18 protein-coding genes are annotated in these 19,795 nt (G+C 54.2%); 9 read left to right on the top strand and 9 right to left on the bottom strand.

Annotated features, from left to right (window positions below):
* Positions 1–23: 23 nt before the first annotated feature.
* Positions 24–914 (bottom strand): DMT family transporter, encoded by an 891-nt coding sequence (locus DPO_RS17810; protein WP_201765639.1) that lies wholly within the window; start codon positions 912–914, stop codon positions 24–26.
* Positions 915–1,115: 201 nt separating this feature from the next.
* On the opposite strand from DPO_RS17810, the gene DPO_RS26495 reads away from it, so the two are divergent.
* The 6 genes from DPO_RS26495 (at position 1,116) to DPO_RS17785 (ending at position 8,190) form a co-directional block, all read left to right on the top strand.
* A complete protein-coding gene (locus DPO_RS26495; protein ID WP_006967666.1) occupies positions 1,116–1,247 on the top strand; it encodes a hypothetical protein in 132 nt (43 codons plus the stop codon).
* Entirely contained in the window at positions 1,244–2,323 is a 1,080-nt protein-coding gene (locus DPO_RS17805; protein WP_006967665.1) for a flavin monoamine oxidase family protein, read from the top strand. The genes DPO_RS26495 and DPO_RS17805 overlap by 4 nt, the downstream gene beginning before the upstream one ends.
* Entirely contained in the window at positions 2,320–3,408 is a 1,089-nt protein-coding gene (locus DPO_RS17800) for a geranylgeranyl reductase family protein (RefSeq protein WP_006967664.1), read from the top strand. Before DPO_RS17805 ends, DPO_RS17800 begins: the two co-directional genes overlap by 4 nt.
* Positions 3,409–3,515: 107 nt before the next feature.
* Positions 3,516–4,235 carry an FKBP-type peptidyl-prolyl cis-trans isomerase N-terminal domain-containing protein gene (locus DPO_RS17795; protein WP_006967663.1) on the top strand — a complete coding sequence of 240 codons (720 nt, stop codon included), beginning with the start codon at positions 3,516–3,518 and terminating at the stop codon, positions 4,233–4,235.
* A gap of 28 nt (positions 4,236–4,263) precedes the next feature.
* A complete protein-coding gene (locus DPO_RS17790; protein WP_006967662.1) occupies positions 4,264–6,702 on the top strand; it encodes a bifunctional acetate--CoA ligase family protein/GNAT family N-acetyltransferase in 2,439 nt (812 codons plus the stop codon).
* 9 nt (positions 6,703–6,711) lie between these two features.
* Complete coding sequence (locus tag DPO_RS17785) at positions 6,712–8,190, top strand: MFS transporter (protein ID WP_006967661.1); 1,479 nt, start codon at positions 6,712–6,714, stop codon at positions 8,188–8,190.
* Here DPO_RS17785 and DPO_RS17780 read toward each other — a convergent pair.
* From DPO_RS17780 to DPO_RS17745, 8 genes are all read right to left on the bottom strand, one after another.
* Positions 8,175–9,077, bottom strand: a complete 903-nt coding sequence (locus DPO_RS17780) for a helix-turn-helix transcriptional regulator (protein ID WP_040012067.1) — start codon at positions 9,075–9,077, stop codon at positions 8,175–8,177. The two genes, DPO_RS17785 and DPO_RS17780, sit on opposite strands and share 16 nt — an antisense overlap.
* Before the next feature lie 358 nt (positions 9,078–9,435).
* Positions 9,436–10,224 (bottom strand): ABC transporter ATP-binding protein, encoded by a 789-nt coding sequence (locus DPO_RS17775; protein ID WP_006967659.1) that lies wholly within the window; start codon positions 10,222–10,224, stop codon positions 9,436–9,438.
* Positions 10,224–11,249, bottom strand: a complete 1,026-nt coding sequence (locus tag DPO_RS17770) for a FecCD family ABC transporter permease (RefSeq protein WP_006967658.1) — start codon at positions 11,247–11,249, stop codon at positions 10,224–10,226. The genes DPO_RS17775 and DPO_RS17770 overlap by 1 nt, the downstream gene beginning before the upstream one ends.
* Positions 11,250–12,296 (bottom strand): ABC transporter substrate-binding protein, encoded by a 1,047-nt coding sequence (locus DPO_RS17765; RefSeq protein ID WP_006967657.1) that lies wholly within the window; start codon positions 12,294–12,296, stop codon positions 11,250–11,252.
* Between the two features lie 43 nt (positions 12,297–12,339).
* Positions 12,340–13,047: an energy transducer TonB gene (locus DPO_RS17760; RefSeq protein WP_006967656.1), complete on the bottom strand. Its 708-nt coding sequence runs from the start codon at positions 13,045–13,047 to the stop codon at positions 12,340–12,342.
* A gap of 9 nt (positions 13,048–13,056) precedes the next feature.
* Complete coding sequence (locus DPO_RS17755) at positions 13,057–13,464, bottom strand: ExbD/TolR family protein (RefSeq protein WP_006967655.1); 408 nt, start codon at positions 13,462–13,464, stop codon at positions 13,057–13,059.
* Between the two features lie 2 nt (positions 13,465–13,466).
* Positions 13,467–14,078 (bottom strand): MotA/TolQ/ExbB proton channel family protein, encoded by a 612-nt coding sequence (locus DPO_RS17750; protein WP_006967654.1) that lies wholly within the window; start codon positions 14,076–14,078, stop codon positions 13,467–13,469.
* Positions 14,079–14,105: 27 nt separating this feature from the next.
* Positions 14,106–15,851, bottom strand: a complete 1,746-nt coding sequence (locus tag DPO_RS17745; protein ID WP_006967653.1) for a hypothetical protein — start codon at positions 15,849–15,851, stop codon at positions 14,106–14,108.
* A gap of 185 nt (positions 15,852–16,036) precedes the next feature.
* Here DPO_RS17745 and DPO_RS17740 point away from each other — a divergent pair, with 185 nt between their 5' ends.
* From DPO_RS17740 to DPO_RS17730, 3 genes are read left to right on the top strand one after another with little or no spacing between them, the layout of a single operon-like run.
* Complete coding sequence (locus DPO_RS17740; RefSeq protein ID WP_006967652.1) at positions 16,037–18,019, top strand: TonB-dependent receptor plug domain-containing protein; 1,983 nt, start codon at positions 16,037–16,039, stop codon at positions 18,017–18,019.
* 13 nt (positions 18,020–18,032) lie between these two features.
* The gene (locus DPO_RS17735) at positions 18,033–18,782 is read left to right on the top strand and encodes a hypothetical protein (protein ID WP_006967651.1); all 750 of its coding nucleotides are present in this window, start codon (positions 18,033–18,035) and stop codon (positions 18,780–18,782) included.
* On the top strand, positions 18,779–19,792 hold the full coding sequence (locus tag DPO_RS17730; protein ID WP_006967649.1) for a FecCD family ABC transporter permease: 1,014 nt from the start codon (positions 18,779–18,781) through the stop codon (positions 19,790–19,792). Before DPO_RS17735 ends, DPO_RS17730 begins: the two co-directional genes overlap by 4 nt.
* Positions 19,793–19,795 lie beyond the last annotated feature (3 nt).

Raw genomic sequence — 19,795 nt, 5'->3', positions numbered from 1 at the left:
CATGGATGGTGCTGGAAAATTTTTCATCCGTTTGTGTGGCTGTTTTTTTTAATGGCATACAGCTGGGAGACAAGCATTCCGGTCAGCATGAGCACACACCCGAAAATAGCCCTACCGGACAAAAGTTCATGTAAGATGATCCATCCGCCCAGGGCCGCCACCACGGATTCCAGGCACAGGATAATGGCGGCATGGGAGGCCGGGCTGTTTTTCTGCCCGAAAATCTGCAGGGAATAGGCCACGCCCACGGAAAACACCCCGCCATAGATCAGCGGGAGGGTGATTTTCAAGATATCGGCCAGCACAAAGGTTTCAAATATCCAAGCCACGCTTAAGCTGAGCACCGAACAGACCCCGCACTGGACCAGGGACAGGGCCGCCGTGCTGAACCGGGTGCAGAACCGTTCTATCACAATCATGTGACAGGCAAAACAGACGGCGGAAAAAAATACCAGCATATCCCCGAAATTGATATCCATGTCCCGGTTGACGCTGAGCAGGTACATGCCGATGCTGGCCAGCAAAGCCCCCACCCAGGTCCCGGCCCCGGTTCGGGTCTGCCGCAGAAACAGGCCGATAATGGGCACCATTACCACATAAAGCCCGGTGATGAACCCGGCTTTGCCGGCTGTGGTGTATACAATGCCCACCTGTTGAAAAGAGATCCCGGCAAACAGCACCACCCCTGAGACCATGCCGGATTTTATCAGATCTTTGTCACTGCCTTCATAAATTTTTTTTCTGGACATCCACACAAACGGCAGCAAAGACAGACCCCCCAGCACAAACCGGAGCCCGTTGAAGGTGAACGGGCCCACATGTTCCATCCCCACCCGCTGGGCCACAAATGCCAGTCCCCAGATGGACGCGGCCAGCAGCAGAAGCAGATCGGATTTCAGGGTATCGGATTTCATGGTTTGGAAATATTGCACCGGGGTCAAATTTTTTAAAAAAATATCTTTATCATTCAACGGAAAAATTTGAAAGTCCAATTTTTTAGTGTCATGATCAGCGTGAAAATACCATCGATGTTTGAAAATTTGGTTTTGTGCGTATATGATGAATAAAAAAGGCGTATAACAGCGGATCATCCATATTTTAAACCGGAGCAACATATGAAAACAATCGGACTGCTGGGGGGCACGGAAATCGGGATGCTGATTCAGCAGGAGGACACCTTGGTAAAACTGGTGGATACCACAGTGATCCATGCACAGGAAGCCGTGGCATATGCAACGGTCTCATGACGGTTGAAACAGTGGATACCCTGATCATCGGGGCGGGTTTGAGCGGAATATATGCGGCCTCGCTTCTGGCAAAAGCAAACCGGTCCTTTGTGATTTTCGAGGCCCGGGACCGGGTGGGCGGCCGAATCCTGTGTCCAAAGTATCAGGGATATTCTCCCGATCTGGGCCCATCCTGGTACTGGCCGGCCATTAATCCTAAAATAGACCAGCTGGTCCGGAACTTAGGTTTGACCGGATACCCCCAGTATGAAACCGGCTACGGCAGGTTTCAGGCCGTGGACGGGCATGCCAGAACCATTCCCGGATATCCCATGGAACCGGAAGGGTGGCGCATATCCGGCGGCATGATCACGCTGGTGAACGGCCTGTATCAACATTTGCCCGAAGGGGTGGTGCGCTTGAGCCATCCGGTGTGCGGCATTGAAAAAATGACAGACCATGTGGCGGTCCTTGTGGGAAAAATCGGAGACCCGCCCCAAAGCGTTTTTCGAGCAAATCAGGTGATTTTGGCCATACCGCCCCGCCTGGCCGGGGCCACGATTTTATTTACCCCGGATCTGTCCCATGAACTGACCCAGGCCATGCTCAGGACCAGCACCTGGATGGCGGGCCAGGCCAAGTTCTTTGCCCTGTACGATCAGGCGGACTGGCGGAAAATCGGGTTGTCCGGCCAGGCGTTCAGCCAGCACGGCCCGCTGGGAGAGGTGCATGACGGGTCCAACGGACCGGGAAAACCCTTCGGCCTGACCGGATTTGTGGGGATTCCGGCGGCCCAGCGCAGAGACCGGCAGCAGATGGTCCAGGCCATCCTTCTTCAGCTTCAGATTCTGTATGGCGAAAACGCCCAACACCCGGTAGCGGTTTTTTACAGGGACTGGGCCATGGAGCCGTTCACCGCCACGGAGTACGACCAGCGGGCTGTCCATGCCCATCCCGTGTATGAGCCGCCATCCGGCAGAACCGATATCTGGGACGGCCGGGTCTGTTTTGCCGGCACGGAAACATCCGATCATTTCGGCGGATATCTTGAAGGGGCCCTGGCCAGTGCACAGCGGGCCGTCAAAGGGATCCTATGACCTATGACGTGATCATTTCCGGGGCCGGACCGGCCGGAACTTCTGCGGGATTTGATCTGGCGTCCGCCGGGTATTCCGTGCTTCTGCTGGACCGGAAATCCTTTCCCCGGAAAAAAGCCTGTGCCGGGGGGCTGACGCCTAAGGCCGCGGCATGTTTCGCCTGTGATATTTCTGGGCTGATCGAGCGGTCCTGTAACAAGATGGTGATACACCGGCCGGATGGATCTTTTTTCACCATTAAAGCGACCCGTCCGCTGTGCCATATGACACAGCGAAAAGATCTGGATCTGTTCTGCCTGAATCAGGCCCTGGCCGCCGGAGCCCGGTTTCAAATCGTTGACCGCATCCATGCCCTGGTTCAGGAAAAAGAGACCGTGACCCTTCACACCTCCGCAGGACCATTGACCGCATCCTATGTGATCGGGGCGGATGGTGCCAATTCACGGATCCGGGCATTGCTTAACCGCCAGGCCCGGCCATACCGGATCCGGAAAATACACGGTCTGGAAGCCGATGTTCAGGTGAGCCGGCCGGATCAGGTGGTCATGGCATTCGCGTTTTTCAGCGACCTGCCCGGTTATTACTGGGTCTTTCCTAAAAAAACGCATATCAACATCGGAATATTCAGCCATGATCACACCCCGGTATCGGTCCGGAACCTGGCCGCCTTTGCCCGGGATTGCTTTGGCACGGATGCATTGTCCGACATCACAGGCTACCCCATCGGTACCGGCGGGGGCCGGGGGTTCCGAAGCCCGGGGGGCGGACGGGTCCTGCTGGCCGGGGATGCGGCCGGATTTGCCGAATCGGTTTTCGGGGAAGGGATCTATTTTGCAGTGAGATCCGGCCGGATCGCCGCAGCCGCCATTTGTCAGGCTCTGGAGAAAAAAATGCGGGCATTGTCTGTGTATAACCGGTCCCTGGCCGGCCTGCGCCTGGATCTGGGGGTGTCCCGATACGGGGCCGCTGCATTGTACCGATGGACGGCGCCGTGCCTCAAATTTGCCGGTATTCCGGCGGTTTATCACCATTTTTCCAAGGGATATGCCGCAGGCCGGCCTTTGTTGCGGATGTTTCTGCCATAAAAATACTTTATACATCCGACAACCCGTCATGGCGGGCATTGTTATTTGAAGCAATTTCTGATATCAATATATTTTTTAAAACCCTATAAACAAAAGGAATTTTGTAAATGACATTGAAAAAACATTATCTGGCTGTGATCCTGGCGGCAGTCCTGTTCGCTCTGCCGGCCTCTGTTTGGGCCAGTGAAGAAACAGCGGAACCCAAATTACACAAAGCCAGTGCGGATGACCGGGTCAGTTATGCCATTGGATATGATATCACCAATCGGTTGAAAGACAGTTTTGACATCAATCCGGAACTGTTTTTACAGGGGATGAAAGACAGCCTGGCAGGAGAGACATCCATGACACCGGAAAAAATGCAGGAAACCCTGATGGAGTTCCAGGCCATGGCCCAGGAAAAGCAGATGGCGGCGCAAAGCAAAAAAGCAGCGGAAAACAAAGTCGCGGGTGAAGCGTTTCTGGCGGAAAATAAAACCAAAAAAGGGGTAAAAACCCTGGAATCCGGACTTCAGTATAAAGTGATCACACCGGGTACGGGGTCGTCTCCGAAACTCAGCGACAAAGTAAAATGTCATTACCGGGGATCTTTGCTCAATGGCCGGGAATTTGATTCTTCCTATCAGCGCAATGAACCGGCTGAATTTCCCGTGAACGGGGTGATCAAAGGCTGGACCGAAGCGTTGCAGCTCATGAAAGTCGGCGCCAAATGGATGCTGTATGTTCCGGCGGATCTGGCCTATGGGGATCAGGGTGCCAGAAACGTCATCGAGCCGGGATCCACATTGATTTTTGAAGTGGAACTGCTGGAAATCCAGAAAAGCTGATTTCACGATATAACGATCAAAGAATTCCATGACCATTGAAAATTTAGACCGGGTGTTTGAACCCGGGTCCGTGGCCGTGATCGGTGCCACTGACCGGCCGGGAAGCGTCGGAGCCACGGTGATGCACAATCTTGGGTCCCGGAAATTTAAGGGAACGGTGTTGCCTGTGAATCCCGGTCGAACCTCGGTGATGGGCATTGATGCGTGTGCGGATGTCCGGGACCTGCCCGCCGATGTGGACCTGGCTGTGGTGGCGGTTCCCATCCTTCAGGTGCCGGAAATTCTGGAAACCTGTGTGGCCAAAAAAGTGGGCGGGGCCGTGATACTTTCGGCGGGTGATGTATGGCCCACTCCCCGGCAGAATGCGGTTTTCCAGCAGATCAAAGCCATGGCCGGCCGGTCGGGCATGCGGATTCTGGGACCTGATTCCGTGGGGTTTATTCATACCGGAATCGGATTAAATGCCAGTTTCATGCACCAGACCCCGTTGCAGGGGCGCATGGCGTTTTTGTCCCAGAGCGGTGCGGTATGCACCTCCGTGCTGGATCTGGCGGTCCGGGAAAATGTGGGGTTCAGTCATTTTGTGAGCTTAGGTTCCAAGCTGGATGTGAATTTTTCCGATATGCTCGATTATCTGGGAACCCTGCCGGATGTGGATTCCATTGTCATGTATGTGGAATCCGTCACCCGGATGCGCCGGTTCATGAGTGCGGCCCGGGCCGTGTCCCGGATCAAACCCATCATTGCCCTGAAATCCAGACGATCCGGAAAAATCAGTGGGCCGGGGGATCTGGATGAAGACCAGATGTATGATGCGGCGTTTAAACGGGCCGGTATTCTGCGGGTCAATGAATTTGAAGCCCTGTTCGACTGTGCTGAATTTCTGGCCAAGCAGCAGCGGCCCAAAGGGTCCCGCCTGGCCATTGTTTCCAATGCCAGAGGGATCGGGGAGATGGCCAGAGATGCCCTGGTCCGCCATGGCCTGGAACCGGCAGCCCTGGATTCAGCCACCATTGAAAAACTGGATGCCCTGCTGTCGGACGGCTGGAGCCGGGCCAATCCCATTGCCCTGCTCCGGGCCGCCACCCCGAAGCAGTATGTACAAGTGGTGAAAACCTGCATTCAGGCCCCGGAGATCGACGGCCTGCTGTTACTCAGCTCTCCGGTGGGTATTTATGACTGCACCACCATTGCGAAATCATTGGTGGATCTGTTAAAGACCACCCCGTTTCCGGTGTTTACCGCCTGGCTGGGGGGGATGACCATCGACGACTCCAGGGAGATCTTCAACCGGCACGGCATCGTCACCTATGACACACCCGAACGGGCGGTCCGGGCGTTTGTCAATCTGTACCAATACGGCCGGAACATGGAAGCGCTCCAGCAGATTCCCTATACCACGGACAAACGCCTGAAGATCGACCGGGATGCGGCATCTTTGATTATTGATGATGCCGCATCCCGGGGAGAGACACATTTGCCGCCCCAAACAGCAGCGGATCTGGCAGGGGCCTATGATATTCATATCAAACCGCTGCCCGCCGGGGTGGCGCCCGACTATGCCCTGAACCTGTCGGCGAAATACACGGACCTGTTCGGACCGGTGATCCGGTTTGGGATCGGCGGGCTCATGACCGAAGTGCTTTCCGATATGGCCGTGGCTTTGCCGCCGCTGAACCGGATGCTGGCCGAACGGACCATCAAAAGTACCCGGATTTCCCGGCTGCTGCTGGGCCGGGGCAATGTGGCGGGCGTGGATCTTGACGTGCTCGAGGAAACCATGATTCTGGTGAGCCGCATGGTCACGGACTATCCGGCCATACAGACCCTGGCGCTCAACCCCATCCAGATTGCTGACGGAGAAATTTATATTTCCGAAATTGCGGTGACCGTGGCGGCCCCGGCTGTGTGTGCGCCGGCCCATCTGATCATCAGCCCCTATCCCTGGTGGCAGGAATCCGAATTCATCACCCGGGACAACGAACGGATTTTCATGCGCCCGGTGCGGCCCGGAGATGCCCAGCAGATGATCGATCTGTTTTCCGATCTGTCCCCGGAAACCATTTTCATGCGGTTTTTTTCGCCGTTGAAACGAATTTCCCGGCCCATGCTGGCGCGTCTCAGCCAGATCGACTATGACCGGGAGATTGCATTGTGCGCCTTTGCCGGTGACGGGGAGGCCCGCAAACTCATCGGGGTGGCAAGGATCATTTTTATGCCGGACGGCAAAACCGGGGAATTTGCCGTGGTGGTGGCCGATGACTGGCACGGCAAAGGCATTGGCAGCGTGCTGCTCAAACAGGCCATGATCAGTGCGAAAAAATACGGCTTGTCCGTGGTGTCCGGACTGGTGCTGACCAACAATGCCCCCATGGTGGCTATGGGACAGAAAATCGGATTTTCAGTGGCCCGTGATCCGGATTCCGCTGAATACCGCCTGACCATCCAGCTCAAGGATCTGGGGTAAGGGATAAATATGAATCAGACCTGGTTGATCAGCGCCGTGCTGCTGGCCCTGTTTCTGGGGGCACTGGATGCCCTGGTCATGTCAGCGGCCATGCCCACCATTATTGCCGAACTTTCCGGCCTGCACCTGTATGCCTGGGTGTATACGGCCTATTTTCTGGCCCGGGCCGTGGCATTGCCGATCTTCGGCAAACTGTCGGATCTGTTTGCCGTCAGGCAGCTGCTGCTGGTCAGTATCAGCATCTTTATTCTGGCTTCGTTGGCTGCCGGCGCGGCCCCGTCCATGGGATATCTGGTGGGAGCCCGGGTGTTTCAGGGCATCGGGTCCGGCGGTATTTTCGCTCTGGTGTATGTGGTACTGTCGGAAGCTGCACCGGAAGGACAGCGGGCCAAAACCCTTTCTCTGGCTTCTTTTATCTGGGGGGTGGCATCGGTGATCGGTCCCACCATGGGCGGGGTGATGGTCAGTTTTTTCTCCTGGCGATGGATTTTTTTCATCAATCTGCCTTTGGGCTTGCTGTCGCTGGCCGGCATTGCCCTGTATCTGACCGAGTTCCGGGAAAAAAAGAAGGACGTTTCGCTGGACTGGTCCGGGCTGGTGTCGCTGACCGGGTTTCTGATGTCCGTGCTGACCCTGGTGATGATCGGGGGACGGGATATCGCCTGGATCTCTTTGCCGTCAGCACTGCTGGCCGTCACTTCCATTGGGTTCGGCATCTGGTTTGTTAAAGCGGAACTGGGGGCGGATGATCCCATTCTGGATCTGCGGTTTTTCAAGCGCAGGGGCTTTGCCATGGGGAACCTGGCCGGGTTCTGTGCCAGTTTTTCCATGTTTTCCCTGTTCGGGTATGCCCCGCTGTTTCTCCAGGGCGCATTGGGTCATACCCCGTTGCAGGTGGGAATGGCCATGCTGTCTTTGAGTCTGGGCTGGTCCGTGAGCTCCCTGATTTTAGGAAGAGTCATGCACCTGACCACCCAGAAAACCGCAGCCCTGGCCGGCGGCATTCTTTTGGCGGCCGGCACGGGACTGACCCTGGGATTTTCCACCGCCACATCCATGGTTCACAGTTTTCTGGTGTTTCAGGTGGTGGGGTTCGGCATGGGTTTCGTGGTCCTGGCTACGCTGCTGAAGGTTCAGAACAGCCTGGGATCATCAGATCTGGGGGTGGCGACATCTTCCCACCAGTTTGCCCGGACCCTGGGAGGCACCTTAGGGGTGGGCGTCAGCGGCGGCATGGTCACGCATCAGCTGCTGAACCGGCTGGAAACCGTGGAAGTGTCTTTGCCGGAAAAACTGATGGTCCAGTTGAAGGAAAACATGGAAAACCTGTTTCGCCCGGAATTTCAGGCCCAGATTCCGGATGCGGCCAAAGCGGTTTTAAAGACAGCCGTGGCCCAGGGCGTATGGAGCACATTTCTGCTCGTGTTTCTGGTGTCGCTGGTGTGTCTGTGCCTGGTTCTGTGCCTGCCGGCTCAGGATGGGGGATAGATCATTTTTCCGGTCATGGACAGGTCATACCCCCCGTATTTTTCAGCGGTCTGCACAATGACTTTTCCTTTCAGCAGAGACAGAAACAACTGGATGCCCTGTTCGAAAAATTTGTCCTTGGCGATGAGCAGGTCGAATCGCTCCCAGCACACGGGAATGAAATCCAGTCCCAGGATATTGGCCACCGGGCGGATGGCCGGTCCGGCATCTGCGTTTCCATTCAGAATTTCCAGGCCCACGTCCATGTGCCGGGACAAAAGGGTGTCATATCCCTGAAGATTTTCTCCCTGGATGTCATGTTCTTCCAGCAGTTTGTCAAACAGTTTGCGGGTACCGGTTCCCAGCTGCCGGTTCACAATATGGACCCCTTGTTTGCCAAGATCTGTGATGGTGCGGATATTTTTGGGATTTCCCTTCTGGAGAATGATGCCCTGTTCCCGCCGGCAGAAATTCACCACAGCCGGCGGCTGATGCATATCGTCTTTGAGAAAAGGGAAATTATATTCATCATTTTCCCCGATCAAATGGCTGGACGCGATGTGGCACAGATTCTGTTTCAGGGCGTTCAGGCCGCCCAATGATCCGGCCATGCCGAACATGGCCATGTGGTGCTCATGTTTGATGTTGAATGTGGCGATGAGTTTGTCCAGCAGCAGATCATTGCTGCCGGCAATGAGCACCAGGCCGTGATAGGGAGGCAGCTGGGCCGACTGGGGGTAATTTTCCGTGCCCGCCTCCACCCACTGCCGGACCAGGTTGATGGGAAACAGCCATTTGCCGGTGACTTTGGTGGCGGGCAGCCCTTTTTCCGAGATCAGGGAGTACACCATTTTTTCATTGATGTTTAAAAACTTGGCAATTTCCTTGGTCGTATACAGTTCTCCCATTTCCAGGCCCCTTTGTTTCAGGTCAATATTAATGCGATTATCATATAAGGGGGATTCATGTTTGTAAAGATCCAAAAACAAAGGAATCAAGGAATCAGAAGCCAAAAAGAGTGCCGCCTGTCCTGCCAGGGTCCGGGGCAGAACAGGCGGCTGGATAATGCGTGCCAAGGAGATGGGGATTGTTATAAGGAAACAATAAATTTATCCTGTGACATTATCCACTAACATGGTTTCGGGACCGCAATTTATCCCGTTGTGAAAACAACCTATCTTTTAGGTTATCATTTGTCAACTATTTTTTTAAATAAATCTTATAATTTTTATAAATAACCAAAAATAACCAAAAATAACAAATATTTTAAGTATCAGAAGATCCCATCTTTTGTTTGGGTAAAAACAGTTGTTTCCGGTCTCCGATTGGAATCGCCCGGGTATCGACATCATACAGAGCGGATATGTTTTGGGGTGTCATCACCTTTTGATTCGGCCCATGATATAGAATTCGGCCGTTTTTCAGCATGATGATTTCATCGGCAAACAGGGATGCCAGATTGGGGTCGTGCATGGAGGCCACAATGCACAAATCGGTTGACCGGCAGAGCTCTTTGATGGCGGACAGCAGATGGTACTGGTTGTTGAAGTCCAGGTGATTGGTGGGCTCATCCAGGAGCATGATCCGGGCGTTCTGGGCAATGGCCCGGGCCAGCAGCACGATCTGGCGTTCTCCCCCGGAGATCCGGTTGAAATTTTTATCCGCCAGGTGAAAGGCGTGCAATTGTTTCAGCGCGTCTTCCGCCATTTTGTAATCGCCGGGTTTGGGAGCGGCAGCCGTTCCCAGAAACGGGGCCCTGGCCATCACCACCACGTCGATGACCCGAAAGGGAAAGATTTCCATGTGTTCCTGGGGCACCAGACTGACGGTCCGGGCGATTTCATTTCTGGACAGGGATGTCATGTCTTTGTCGTTAATAAAGACCTGGCCTTGGGTGGGGTGTAAAATCCGGTTCAGGCAGTGGATCAGGGTAGTTTTTCCGGACCCGTTTCTGCCCAGCACCACGCAGAAACGCCCTTTTTCCACGGTAAAACAGATATCCTTCAGTACCGGCACCGCCCCATACGAGAACCCGAGTTGGCGGCAGGAAAGCATCAGATCCATCCGGTGTTGCGGTTTTTGTACAGAAAATACCCGAAAATCGGGGCCCCGGTAAGTGCCGTGATGATGCCCACGGGAATCTCCGCCGAAGAGATGCTCCGGGCCGCGGAATCCGCCAGCAAAAGAAAGATGGCGCCCAGCAGGGCGGTGACCGGGATCATTTTCTGGTGTTCCGGTCCGGCCAGAGACCGGGCCATATGAGGAATCACCAGGCCGATCCAGGCGATCTGACCGCAGCAGGCCACGGACACTGCCACCATAAAGGAGCTGACCGTGATCAGGATGAAGCGGAACAGTCCGGGATTCATGCCCAGGGACTTGGCCTGGATATCGCCCAAAGACAGAATGTTGAGGCGGAATCCCAGCACAATGAAGACAATCAGTCCGACCAGGGTGAACGGCGCCATGGTTGCCACATGCTCCCAGGAGACCCGGCTCAGGCTGCCCATGACCCAGAAGATGATGCCGGGCAGCTCGTCATAAGGGTCTGAAAAATATTTCACCACCATGAGCAGGGCATTGAAAAACGACATCACCACGATACCGGCTAAAACCAGTACGATCACCGGTTTGATGGAAATCGCCCTGGCCAGGCCCAGGCTCAGGCACACGGCAGTAATCCCGAAAAAAAAGGACAACACCTGGACCAGGCCGAAAACATCCGAAGCCAGGATCAGTCCCAGGGCCGCCCCGAACGTACACCCGGCAGAGACCCCAAGGATATCCGGAGATACCAGGGGATTGCGGAACAGGGCCTGGTACACGGCCCCGGACACGGCCAGGGCCGATCCCACCAGCAGGGCCATGAGACATCGGGGTAAACGAATCCATAAAAAAACCAGTTCTTTGTGAACCAAATCCGCCGGAAGATCCTGCCCTTTTAACAGGTGGAGGCCAAAGGAGACCATCTCCTGCCAGTGGATCTGAATCCGGCCTGAAAAAAGGGAGATCACCAGGGCCGCCGCCAGAAAAAGGCCCAGCAGTCCCAGCAATCGGCCGGATGCGCGGGATGGGCTCATTCAGTCAATCGCGTCTTCAAGCGCACCGCCCATTTTCGTCATGGTTTTTCCATACAGATTCCGGTGAAAGGCATCGGCCTGGGCAAGCACATCAATATCGGCAAATTGTTCCGGATAGGCTTTTTGGGCCACCCAGAGCGTGGCCAGTACGGCCAGAGGGGATGGAAAATCCCATGGGGCCAGGCTGGAAGGACATCGATAGACTTGGTTTTGGGATATGGCGGAAATCCCCTGTAAGGGCGCCAGATCCAGGAGCCGGACCTGACTTTTTTTCATGTGCTGGGACAGCACCATGATGTCCGGATTCCATTCCACCAGCTGTTCCGGAGAGATGTCCTGAAAATATCCGGTCAAATGGGACGAGACATTGCGGATCCTTGCCCGGGCAAAAATCTCATCCTGAAGCATACTCCCGGTGGTGGTGCTGAACAGTCCCAGGGTGGAGGCAAAATACCCGGTTTTTTCCCGGGACCCGGGCAGATCTGCCAGCCGGTCATCCACCAGCGCCAGCACCGCATCCATCTGATCCCGGACAAAAGAGATCCGCTGGGAATTTCCCATGGCCCGGGCAATGATTTCCATGGCCTGCAAAATGCTGTCAAAGGATTCCGGAAGAATCACGATGCAGGGGATCCCCATGGCCGTAAGTTTTTCCGTGGCAGGCAGGCCGTCGTTCTGGGAATAGAAAATCACCAGATCCGGTTTCAGGGACACCAGGGTTTCCAGGTTGATGCCCATGGATTTGGTACCGACCCCTGGCAGGTGCTGGATATCCGGCCAGACCGATACCTGCAATGGATCTTTTCGGCTTGAGTTGTCCACGCCCACCAGGGTGTTGGCCAGACCCAGGGACAACATACACAGACTGGCCGGTTTGAATGTGGTGACCACCCGCTGGACCGGGCCTTTGATTGCAACTTTTCGGCCTGCCATGTCCGTGATGATCCGTTCATTGCCTGCATTGGCCTGCAACAGCTGGGGGATGAAAAAAAGACATGTGGCAATGATGAATACAAGGATTTTTTGTAACAGACAGGGTGTCTTCATAATGGAAATTTTTCCTTTGGGTATTCCCAGCGATGCATTGCAATCAGGCCAGTTCAAACAGGATGTGGACCTGAAACGTGACCGGGGTTTTAAAAAGAGAAGCCGGGGGCCTGGGAAACGGGGCCGCTTTTTTGACGGCATTGACCGCGGCTTCATCCAGGTTTTTGTGCCGTGAAGTTTTCACCACCTGAACATCTTTGAGGGAACCATCCGCCAAAAGCACGAATTTGACCTTGACCCGCCCCTGAATATGCCGGGATCGGGCCGATTCCGGATATTTTTTGACGCTGTGAATCCGTAAGTTCAGCATTTCAAAATAGTCCCGGGCCGTGGTGAATTGTGTCTGAACATCCGTGGTATCCACCACGGATTCCGGCTGGGGGTGGATTCCGGTGACCGGCACCGATGCCGCACTCACGGTGTCGGGTATCTGGGGCAGCGGAATCTGATCGTTTGTCACGGTGGGTGTCCGGGTCACCACCGGGTCCAGTTTCATTTTCGGGACCTGAAACGGTTTGGGGTCAATGGGCGTCACTTCGGTTTTCTGGACCTGTTTTCGCCGGTTCCGGGGAGAGGGAATATCCCGGGTGGATGGTTTGGACACCTGCTGCATGGTGAGTTCAATATAGGACATGGCCCGGTTTTCATAGATGCCTGCCATGTGAAGAAAAATCAGGACATGGATGCCAAAGGAAACCAGGATGAATCCATGGAGCAGCCAGTTGACAGACATATGGGAGTGCTGTGCCATACCCTTGACTCAGAGCCCTTTTTCTGTTGCCAGGCTCAACCGGGCCGCTCCGGCTGCCTTGGCAATGTCCATGACCTTCACCGCCTTGTTCAGGATAACGGTCTTGTCCGCCTTGACGATGACCAGGCGGTCCGGATCATTGCCGATTTTTTCTTTGAGCCGGGTATACAGCTGGTCCATGGGGATTTTCTGGTCCGCCATGTAAGCGGTGCCTTCCTTGTCCACAAACACGGTGATCTCCTGTTTGATCTGGGGGGCTGATGCCGTGGCCTGGGGCAGTTTGATCTTGATGCCTTCCTCCACAATGAAATTGGTGGTGAGCAGAAAATAGATCAGCAGCAGAAACACGATATCGATCAGGGAGGTCAGGGGTGCCTGGATCTGGTACCGGTGGGTGTGTTTTTTAAATTTCAGCATGCTTACCGGTCCTTTGCGGCAACCGCTTTCAAAAACAGGACCGAGCCGTTCTGCAGCCTGGCCTCGTATTTGTCCACTTTGGACAGCAGATAGGAGTGGGCCACCATGGTGGGCAGGGCCACGGCCAGCCCTAACGCCGTGGTGAGCATGGCTTCCCAGATGCCGCCGGCCAGAACCGCGGCATTTACTTTGCCGCCCATGTCCTGAATCACCATGAACGCCTTGATCATACCGATGATGGTGCCTAAAAGCCCCAGCAGCGGCGCGATATTGCCGATGGTGGCCAGGGCCTGGAGATAGGCGGACAGATCCCGGACCTCGTTTTCCGTGGCGTTCACAATCACCGATTCCAGGGTGTCCTTGTCCAGGTCCCTTGCCTGAATGGCTTTTTCAAGAATCCGGCCCATGGGTGAGTTGCTCTGTCCGGCCAGGGTCAGGGCATCTTCTTCCATGCCTTTGGCCACCAGATCAGCGATTTTGAGTTCAATTTCCTTTCCCCGCCGCCGGTTGACCGCATACCGGATCATGCGTTCAAAAAAAATGGCCAGAACCAGAACAGAGCAGAACAATATGGGGATCACCAGAATCCCGCCTTTGGATAAAAATGCCAGCATCAGTGTCTCTTTTTTCCTTTCAGCTGATCAGGAATCGGTTTCAGCTTGGTCTATCGTTTCCACAAAATCCGGGGTCCCGTCAAAATCCAGGTCCCGTTCGCGTTTCACCATGGCCTGGGTTTCATCATAGGTTTCCCACAGGTCCGGTTTGCCGTCCAGGGTGGTGTCTTCCTTGACCGTGACCAGCCTGCCGTTTTCGTACAGATACCAGATCTCCACCACACCATCCTGGTTTTTGTCTTCCTCCCCCCGGACCAGGATTTCGCCGGGCGCGTAATACCAGGTCAGCCAGGGGGTGCCCTGTTTGCGTTCCTCCAGGGTTTTCAGGTCCCCGTCCTCGTCATAGGTCTCCACCAGATCCAGGTTGCCGTCCAGGGTTTCATCCACTTCTTTTCGCCGCAGCACTTCTCCTTTGAAAAAAGAACGGATATCCGGCTGCCCGTTCTGGCTGACATCCTGGGTCACGATCAAAGACCATTTGGGGTCATCATATCGCTGGGTGGTGTCAAAATATCCGTCAAAAGAGGTATCCCGGACCAGATGCGTTTTTTGGCCGTTTTTGTAATACACTTTGTGATCCACATTTCCGTCCCCGTTCTCATCTTTGTCCACCCGGATCAACACATCTTCGGTGTAATACTGCCAGGTATCGGATGCTCCATTGAAATCAGTGTCGCTGATCAACCGGTCTCTCTGCTGGTTTTCATTGAAAAACACCGCCACATCCGGTGTCCCGTCCCGGTTTTTATCGATGAGGTTTTTTACGATCCGGTCGTTTTCCATTAACGATACGGCTTCAAAAAATTCATCCCCGTCATGGTCATGTGCCACTTTGTAAAGGGTCCCGGACCGATAATGCCTGATCCGGTCGATCTGCCCGTTTCTACTGGTATCTTCCCGGGTTTTCAACACTTTTCCCGTGTCGTCGAAATCGGCGAAAAAATCAGAGACGCCGTCAAAATCCAAGTCTTTTTCCTGGAACTGGACCACCCCGTTTGAAAACCGGGTGATGATGTCGAACCGGCCGTCAAAATTGGTGTCCTGCTTCTGTGCCACAGGCTGTTCCTTTTCAAACCAGGTGATGTCATCTGGTTTGCCGTTTTTGTTTGAATCCCTTTCCCGGGTTTTCATCTGCCCGTTTTCAAAGATCAGGGTGGTCTGATACCGGTCTTTTTGATAGGGGTCTTTCAGTATTTTTTGAATCTGTCCCTGGGTGTCGAAAAAAACGATCCGGTCCAAGGTGCCGTTTTCGTTTTCATCCACTTCCTGCCGGACCGGCAGCTCATTGTCATAAAAGGTGGTGATATTGACCGTGCCGTTGCCGTCGGTATCTTTGGTGCTGGAGATCAGCCTGCCGGTCTCAAAATAAAAAAGGGTGTCAAACCGCCGGTCCCCGGTGGTATCTTTCTGAATTTTTTGGATCTGCCCATCGTCGGCAAACAGTGCGACCTGGATCAGGTTTCCCTTTGTATCGCGTTTTTCCTGGCGAACCCTTTTTTCATTTTCGAAAAAATCCGTGCAGTCCATGTGATGATCGCCGGTTGTATCCCTTTCAATCCTTGAAAGCACTCCCCTGGTATAAAATTGGTGCTTTTCAAAAAAACCGTCCTGATTCTGATCCATATCCACCTGGCGAATGGTGCCTGAATTATCATAAATCAGCACCTGGTCGATGATGCCGTCTTTGTTCAGGTCGTTTTCCACCCGGTTTTCCGCCAGTGCCGTCAAAGGACACAGCCAGAGGATGAGCAAAACAATAGAAAGATAAATCATGGTTCCTGGTTTCATAATGCCGTAGATATATAGATTCAGGTTGTTTTTGTCAATAAATCAGAAATAGTTTTGCATAAATAACCCAAACAAACCATGAACAACTTTTTGGTTGACCTGTGCGGTAAATAGCTATATTGTGGCCAAAATCAAGACCTGTTGAACGAAAAATCAAAAAGGAAGGAAAAATGAAACCAAAAAAATGGTATGTATTCGGCATTGTTTTATGGCTTTATGTCGGTATGTCTCTGGCAATGGCTGCCGAAGATGCAAAACAACCATCAACCACGGTTTATTCTCTGGGTGAAGTGGTTGTTTCGGCAGACAGTCCGGAAAATACCCCGGTCAAAACGGTGGAGATCACGGCAGAAGACATTGAAAAACGGCATGCCCTGACCCTGGCCAAAGCCCTGGAACTGTTGCCGGGAGTGGATATCCGGCGGGGCGGCGAAGGGGTCCCCCGGGTCAATATCCGGGGATTCAGAAGCCGGCACACCATTCTGCTGCTCAACGGGATCCCCTTGAACTCCACCTATGACAGCCAGTTCGATCCCAACATGATCTCCACGGAAAATATTGCCAAAATCAAGGTGTCCTATGGGGGCCATTCCGTGCTGTACGGCCAGGGCGGGCTTGCCGGGGTCATCAATATCATCACCAAACAGGGCACGACCGGGCTTGGCGGGGATGTGTCCGCAGAGATGGATGAGCACGGCAACCATTACACCAAACTCAATGTGGGGGGCGGCAATGATAAGGTCAGTTTTTTCGGTGCCGTCAACAATTATGAGTCCGACGGGTTTCACGTGTCAGACAATTTCGATCCCACCAGTCAGGAAGATGGAAATGAACGGAACAACAGCGACAGTGAGCGGTTGAGTCTGTTTGGCAATCTGGTGTATGAGATGAATGACGAAATGGAAATCGGTCTGACACTGGAACGGACCACCGGAGAATACGGCACACCGCCCATGACTGTGGATGACAAGAAAGATCCATTCTACAAAAAACCCAAATACGACCGAACGGAAGATTTGGAAACCCTGTCCGGTCAGGTGTCCATGAGTTACACCCCCAAAGGGATGTTTGGTTTCAGAGGCTGGGTGTTTGCCAACACAAACGACCAGGAAAATGCCCGGTATGATGATGATACCTACAGTACCATGACCAAGAAAAACACCTATCGAAGCAACGATGAAACAGAAATAAAAGGGGCGGCCTTTCAGACCAGTGCCAATTTCGGAACCGCCGGCAATGCGGTGCTGGCGCTTTCCACTGAGGCCAGTGACTACACATCTGATTTCAGAAATGTGGACAAGGACAACGCGTCCCCCACCGCCTATTACTATGATCATGGTCTGGACATGTATTCAGCGGCACTGGAATACAATGTCCGCTTGTTGTCGAAGCTCGGGGTCACAGCCGGATACAGCCACCACTGGCAGACCAAAGATGAGGGCAGTGATGTGGACAAGGGAAGCTATATGGCCGGTTTGAGTTATGATCTGACCGACAGCACCATATTGAGAGCCTCCTATGCCAGAAAGATCCGGTTTCCGGATATCAAGCAGCTGTATGATCCCAGTTCCGGAAATGCCGATCTGGTACCTGAAGAATCCAAAAATTATGAAGCCGGCATCACCCAGCGGATGTTCAAAGACATGACTCTGGATCTGGCCGTATTTAAAAACGAAGTGTCCCAGTATATTGAAAAAAATGATGCCACGGATCTGTATAAAAACTGGGAAGCTTATGATTTCAAAGGGTTTGAGATCTATCTGTTCAAACCCTTTCTCGCCACCGGCACCATCGGCCTGGGATATTCCTATCTGGACACCAAGGATAAATCCGCAGGCGCCAAACGCGATGAGCTGCAGTACCGCCCGGCCCATAAATACACGCTGGATGTGGGATATACATGGGATTTCGGCCTGAGAGTTCATGCAGATATCCTGCATACGGCCGACCAGTATTACTATTCCGATAACTTTGACAAGGGCAAACTCAAGGACTATACCCTGGTGAATGTAAAACTGGAGCAGAAAGTTTACAGGGATTCGGTATTTCTCTATCTGGGGCTGGATAACCTGACGGATGAAAACTATGAAGAATCCTATGGGCTGCCCCAGGCCGGCCGCACCGGATATGCCGGTATCCGGATGACCTTTTGATGGAGAGGGCGAGATGAACTACATGGTGTGCATCGATGACACGGACATGCCCGGGACCCGGGGCACCGGCTGGCTGGTGGAAGATCTCTGCAATATCCTGGCGGCGGAGAAACTGGCCGCCACCTCGGCCATCAGCCGGCACCAGCTGTTTGTGCACAATGATATTCCCTATACGTCCCACAACTCCGCCATGGGATTTGAAATGACCCTGGAACCGCAGAATTATGATGCGGTCATGTCCCTGTTTCGGACATTTCTGGAAACCCGTACGGAAAAAGGGTCTGATCCCGGTCTGTGTGTGGTACAGCTGTCTGATTCCCTGGACGGCGAAAGCCTCGCGGCCTTTGGAAAAGCTGCCAAAAGCCGGGTGTTGACCAAATTGGACGCGTATTCTCTGGCCGCCAGAACCGGGGTCCACCTGACGGAACACGGCGGCACCGGCCAGGGGGTGGTCGGGGCTTTGGCCGGCATCGGGCTGCGGCTTTCGGGAAATGACGGCCGGTACCGGGGATGGTACCACCTGGGACGACCCGGGGATATCATCAGTGTTGCGGCTTTGTGCGAATATCCTTTTGTGGATGCCCTGGTCACCTGTGATGGGCATGATCTGGCACTGGATGCCCGGGTCAGGATGGGATCTGAAAAAACCAAAACCGTGCGCATGGGCTACCGGCAGGTCATCGTGGTGGCCCCCTGCAATGATACGGCATGCCCGGGCATTGCGTACCGCACCATTACCAAAAAGGAAGCGAAACAGTATTGAGATCCTTCCGGCGGCACCGGACCCTCTGGTATGGGCTGATGGCCGTATTGCCGCTGGTGCTGGGTGCCTGTTCCGTTTTTTTGGGCCGGTATCCGGTGTCGGTCCGGGATATCGGTGCACTGGCGGCGGCGGCATGGACCGGGCAGGGTATGGACCCTACCCATTTCAGCGTGATCGTGCATGTCCGGCTGCCCCGGATCATTCTGGGCGCCCTGGTGGGAGGAAGCCTGGCCGTGAGCGGGGCCGCGTTTCAGGGCTTGTTCCGCAATCCCCTGGTCAGTTCCGGCATGCTCGGGGTCAGCTCCGGGGCCGGGTTCGGGGCGGCCTTGGCCCTGATTTTGTTTGACCGGTATGGGTATGTATATCCGTTTGCCTTTGGATTCGGGCTGCTGGCAGTGCTGCTGTGCTTTTTCATCGGCCGGCTCACCGCTTCCACCCAGGCCATCACCCTGGTGCTGGGCGGGGTGATCGTGGGATCGATTTTTTCCGCCCTGATCTCTTTGCTCAAATATCTGGCAGACCCGTATGATGAACTGCCGGCCATTGTGTTCTGGCTCATGGGCAGCCTGTCCCGGGCTGAATATGACCATATTCTCACCGCCGGGATTCCCATGGTGACCGGTTCCCTGGGCCTGATGGTCATCCGCTGGCGCCTGAACGTACTGGCCATGGGAGACCGGGAAGCCCATTCTCTGGGCCTCAACGTCACTGCCAACCGGATTTTCATCATTGTCTGCGCCACCCTGGCCACTGCCGGGGCCGTGTGTGTGAGCGGTGTCATCGGATGGGTGGGGCTGGTGGTCCCGCACATGGGCCGGATGATCATCGGCAACGATAACAAGGCATTGATACCGGTGGCGTTTTGCATGGGAGCCGCGTTTCTGATCCTGGTGGATGATATCAGCCGCCTGATCAGTACCAGTGAAATGCCCCTGGGGATTCTGACATCGCTTTTGGGCGGTCCGTTTTTCATTTATCTGCTCAGGCAAACCCGGGGCCGGGAATGGTAGGGT

Source organism: Desulfotignum phosphitoxidans DSM 13687, from assembly GCF_000350545.1.
GTDB lineage: Bacteria > Desulfobacterota > Desulfobacteria > Desulfobacterales > Desulfobacteraceae > Desulfotignum > Desulfotignum phosphitoxidans.
This window is presented reverse-complemented; position numbering and strand designations above follow the sequence as displayed.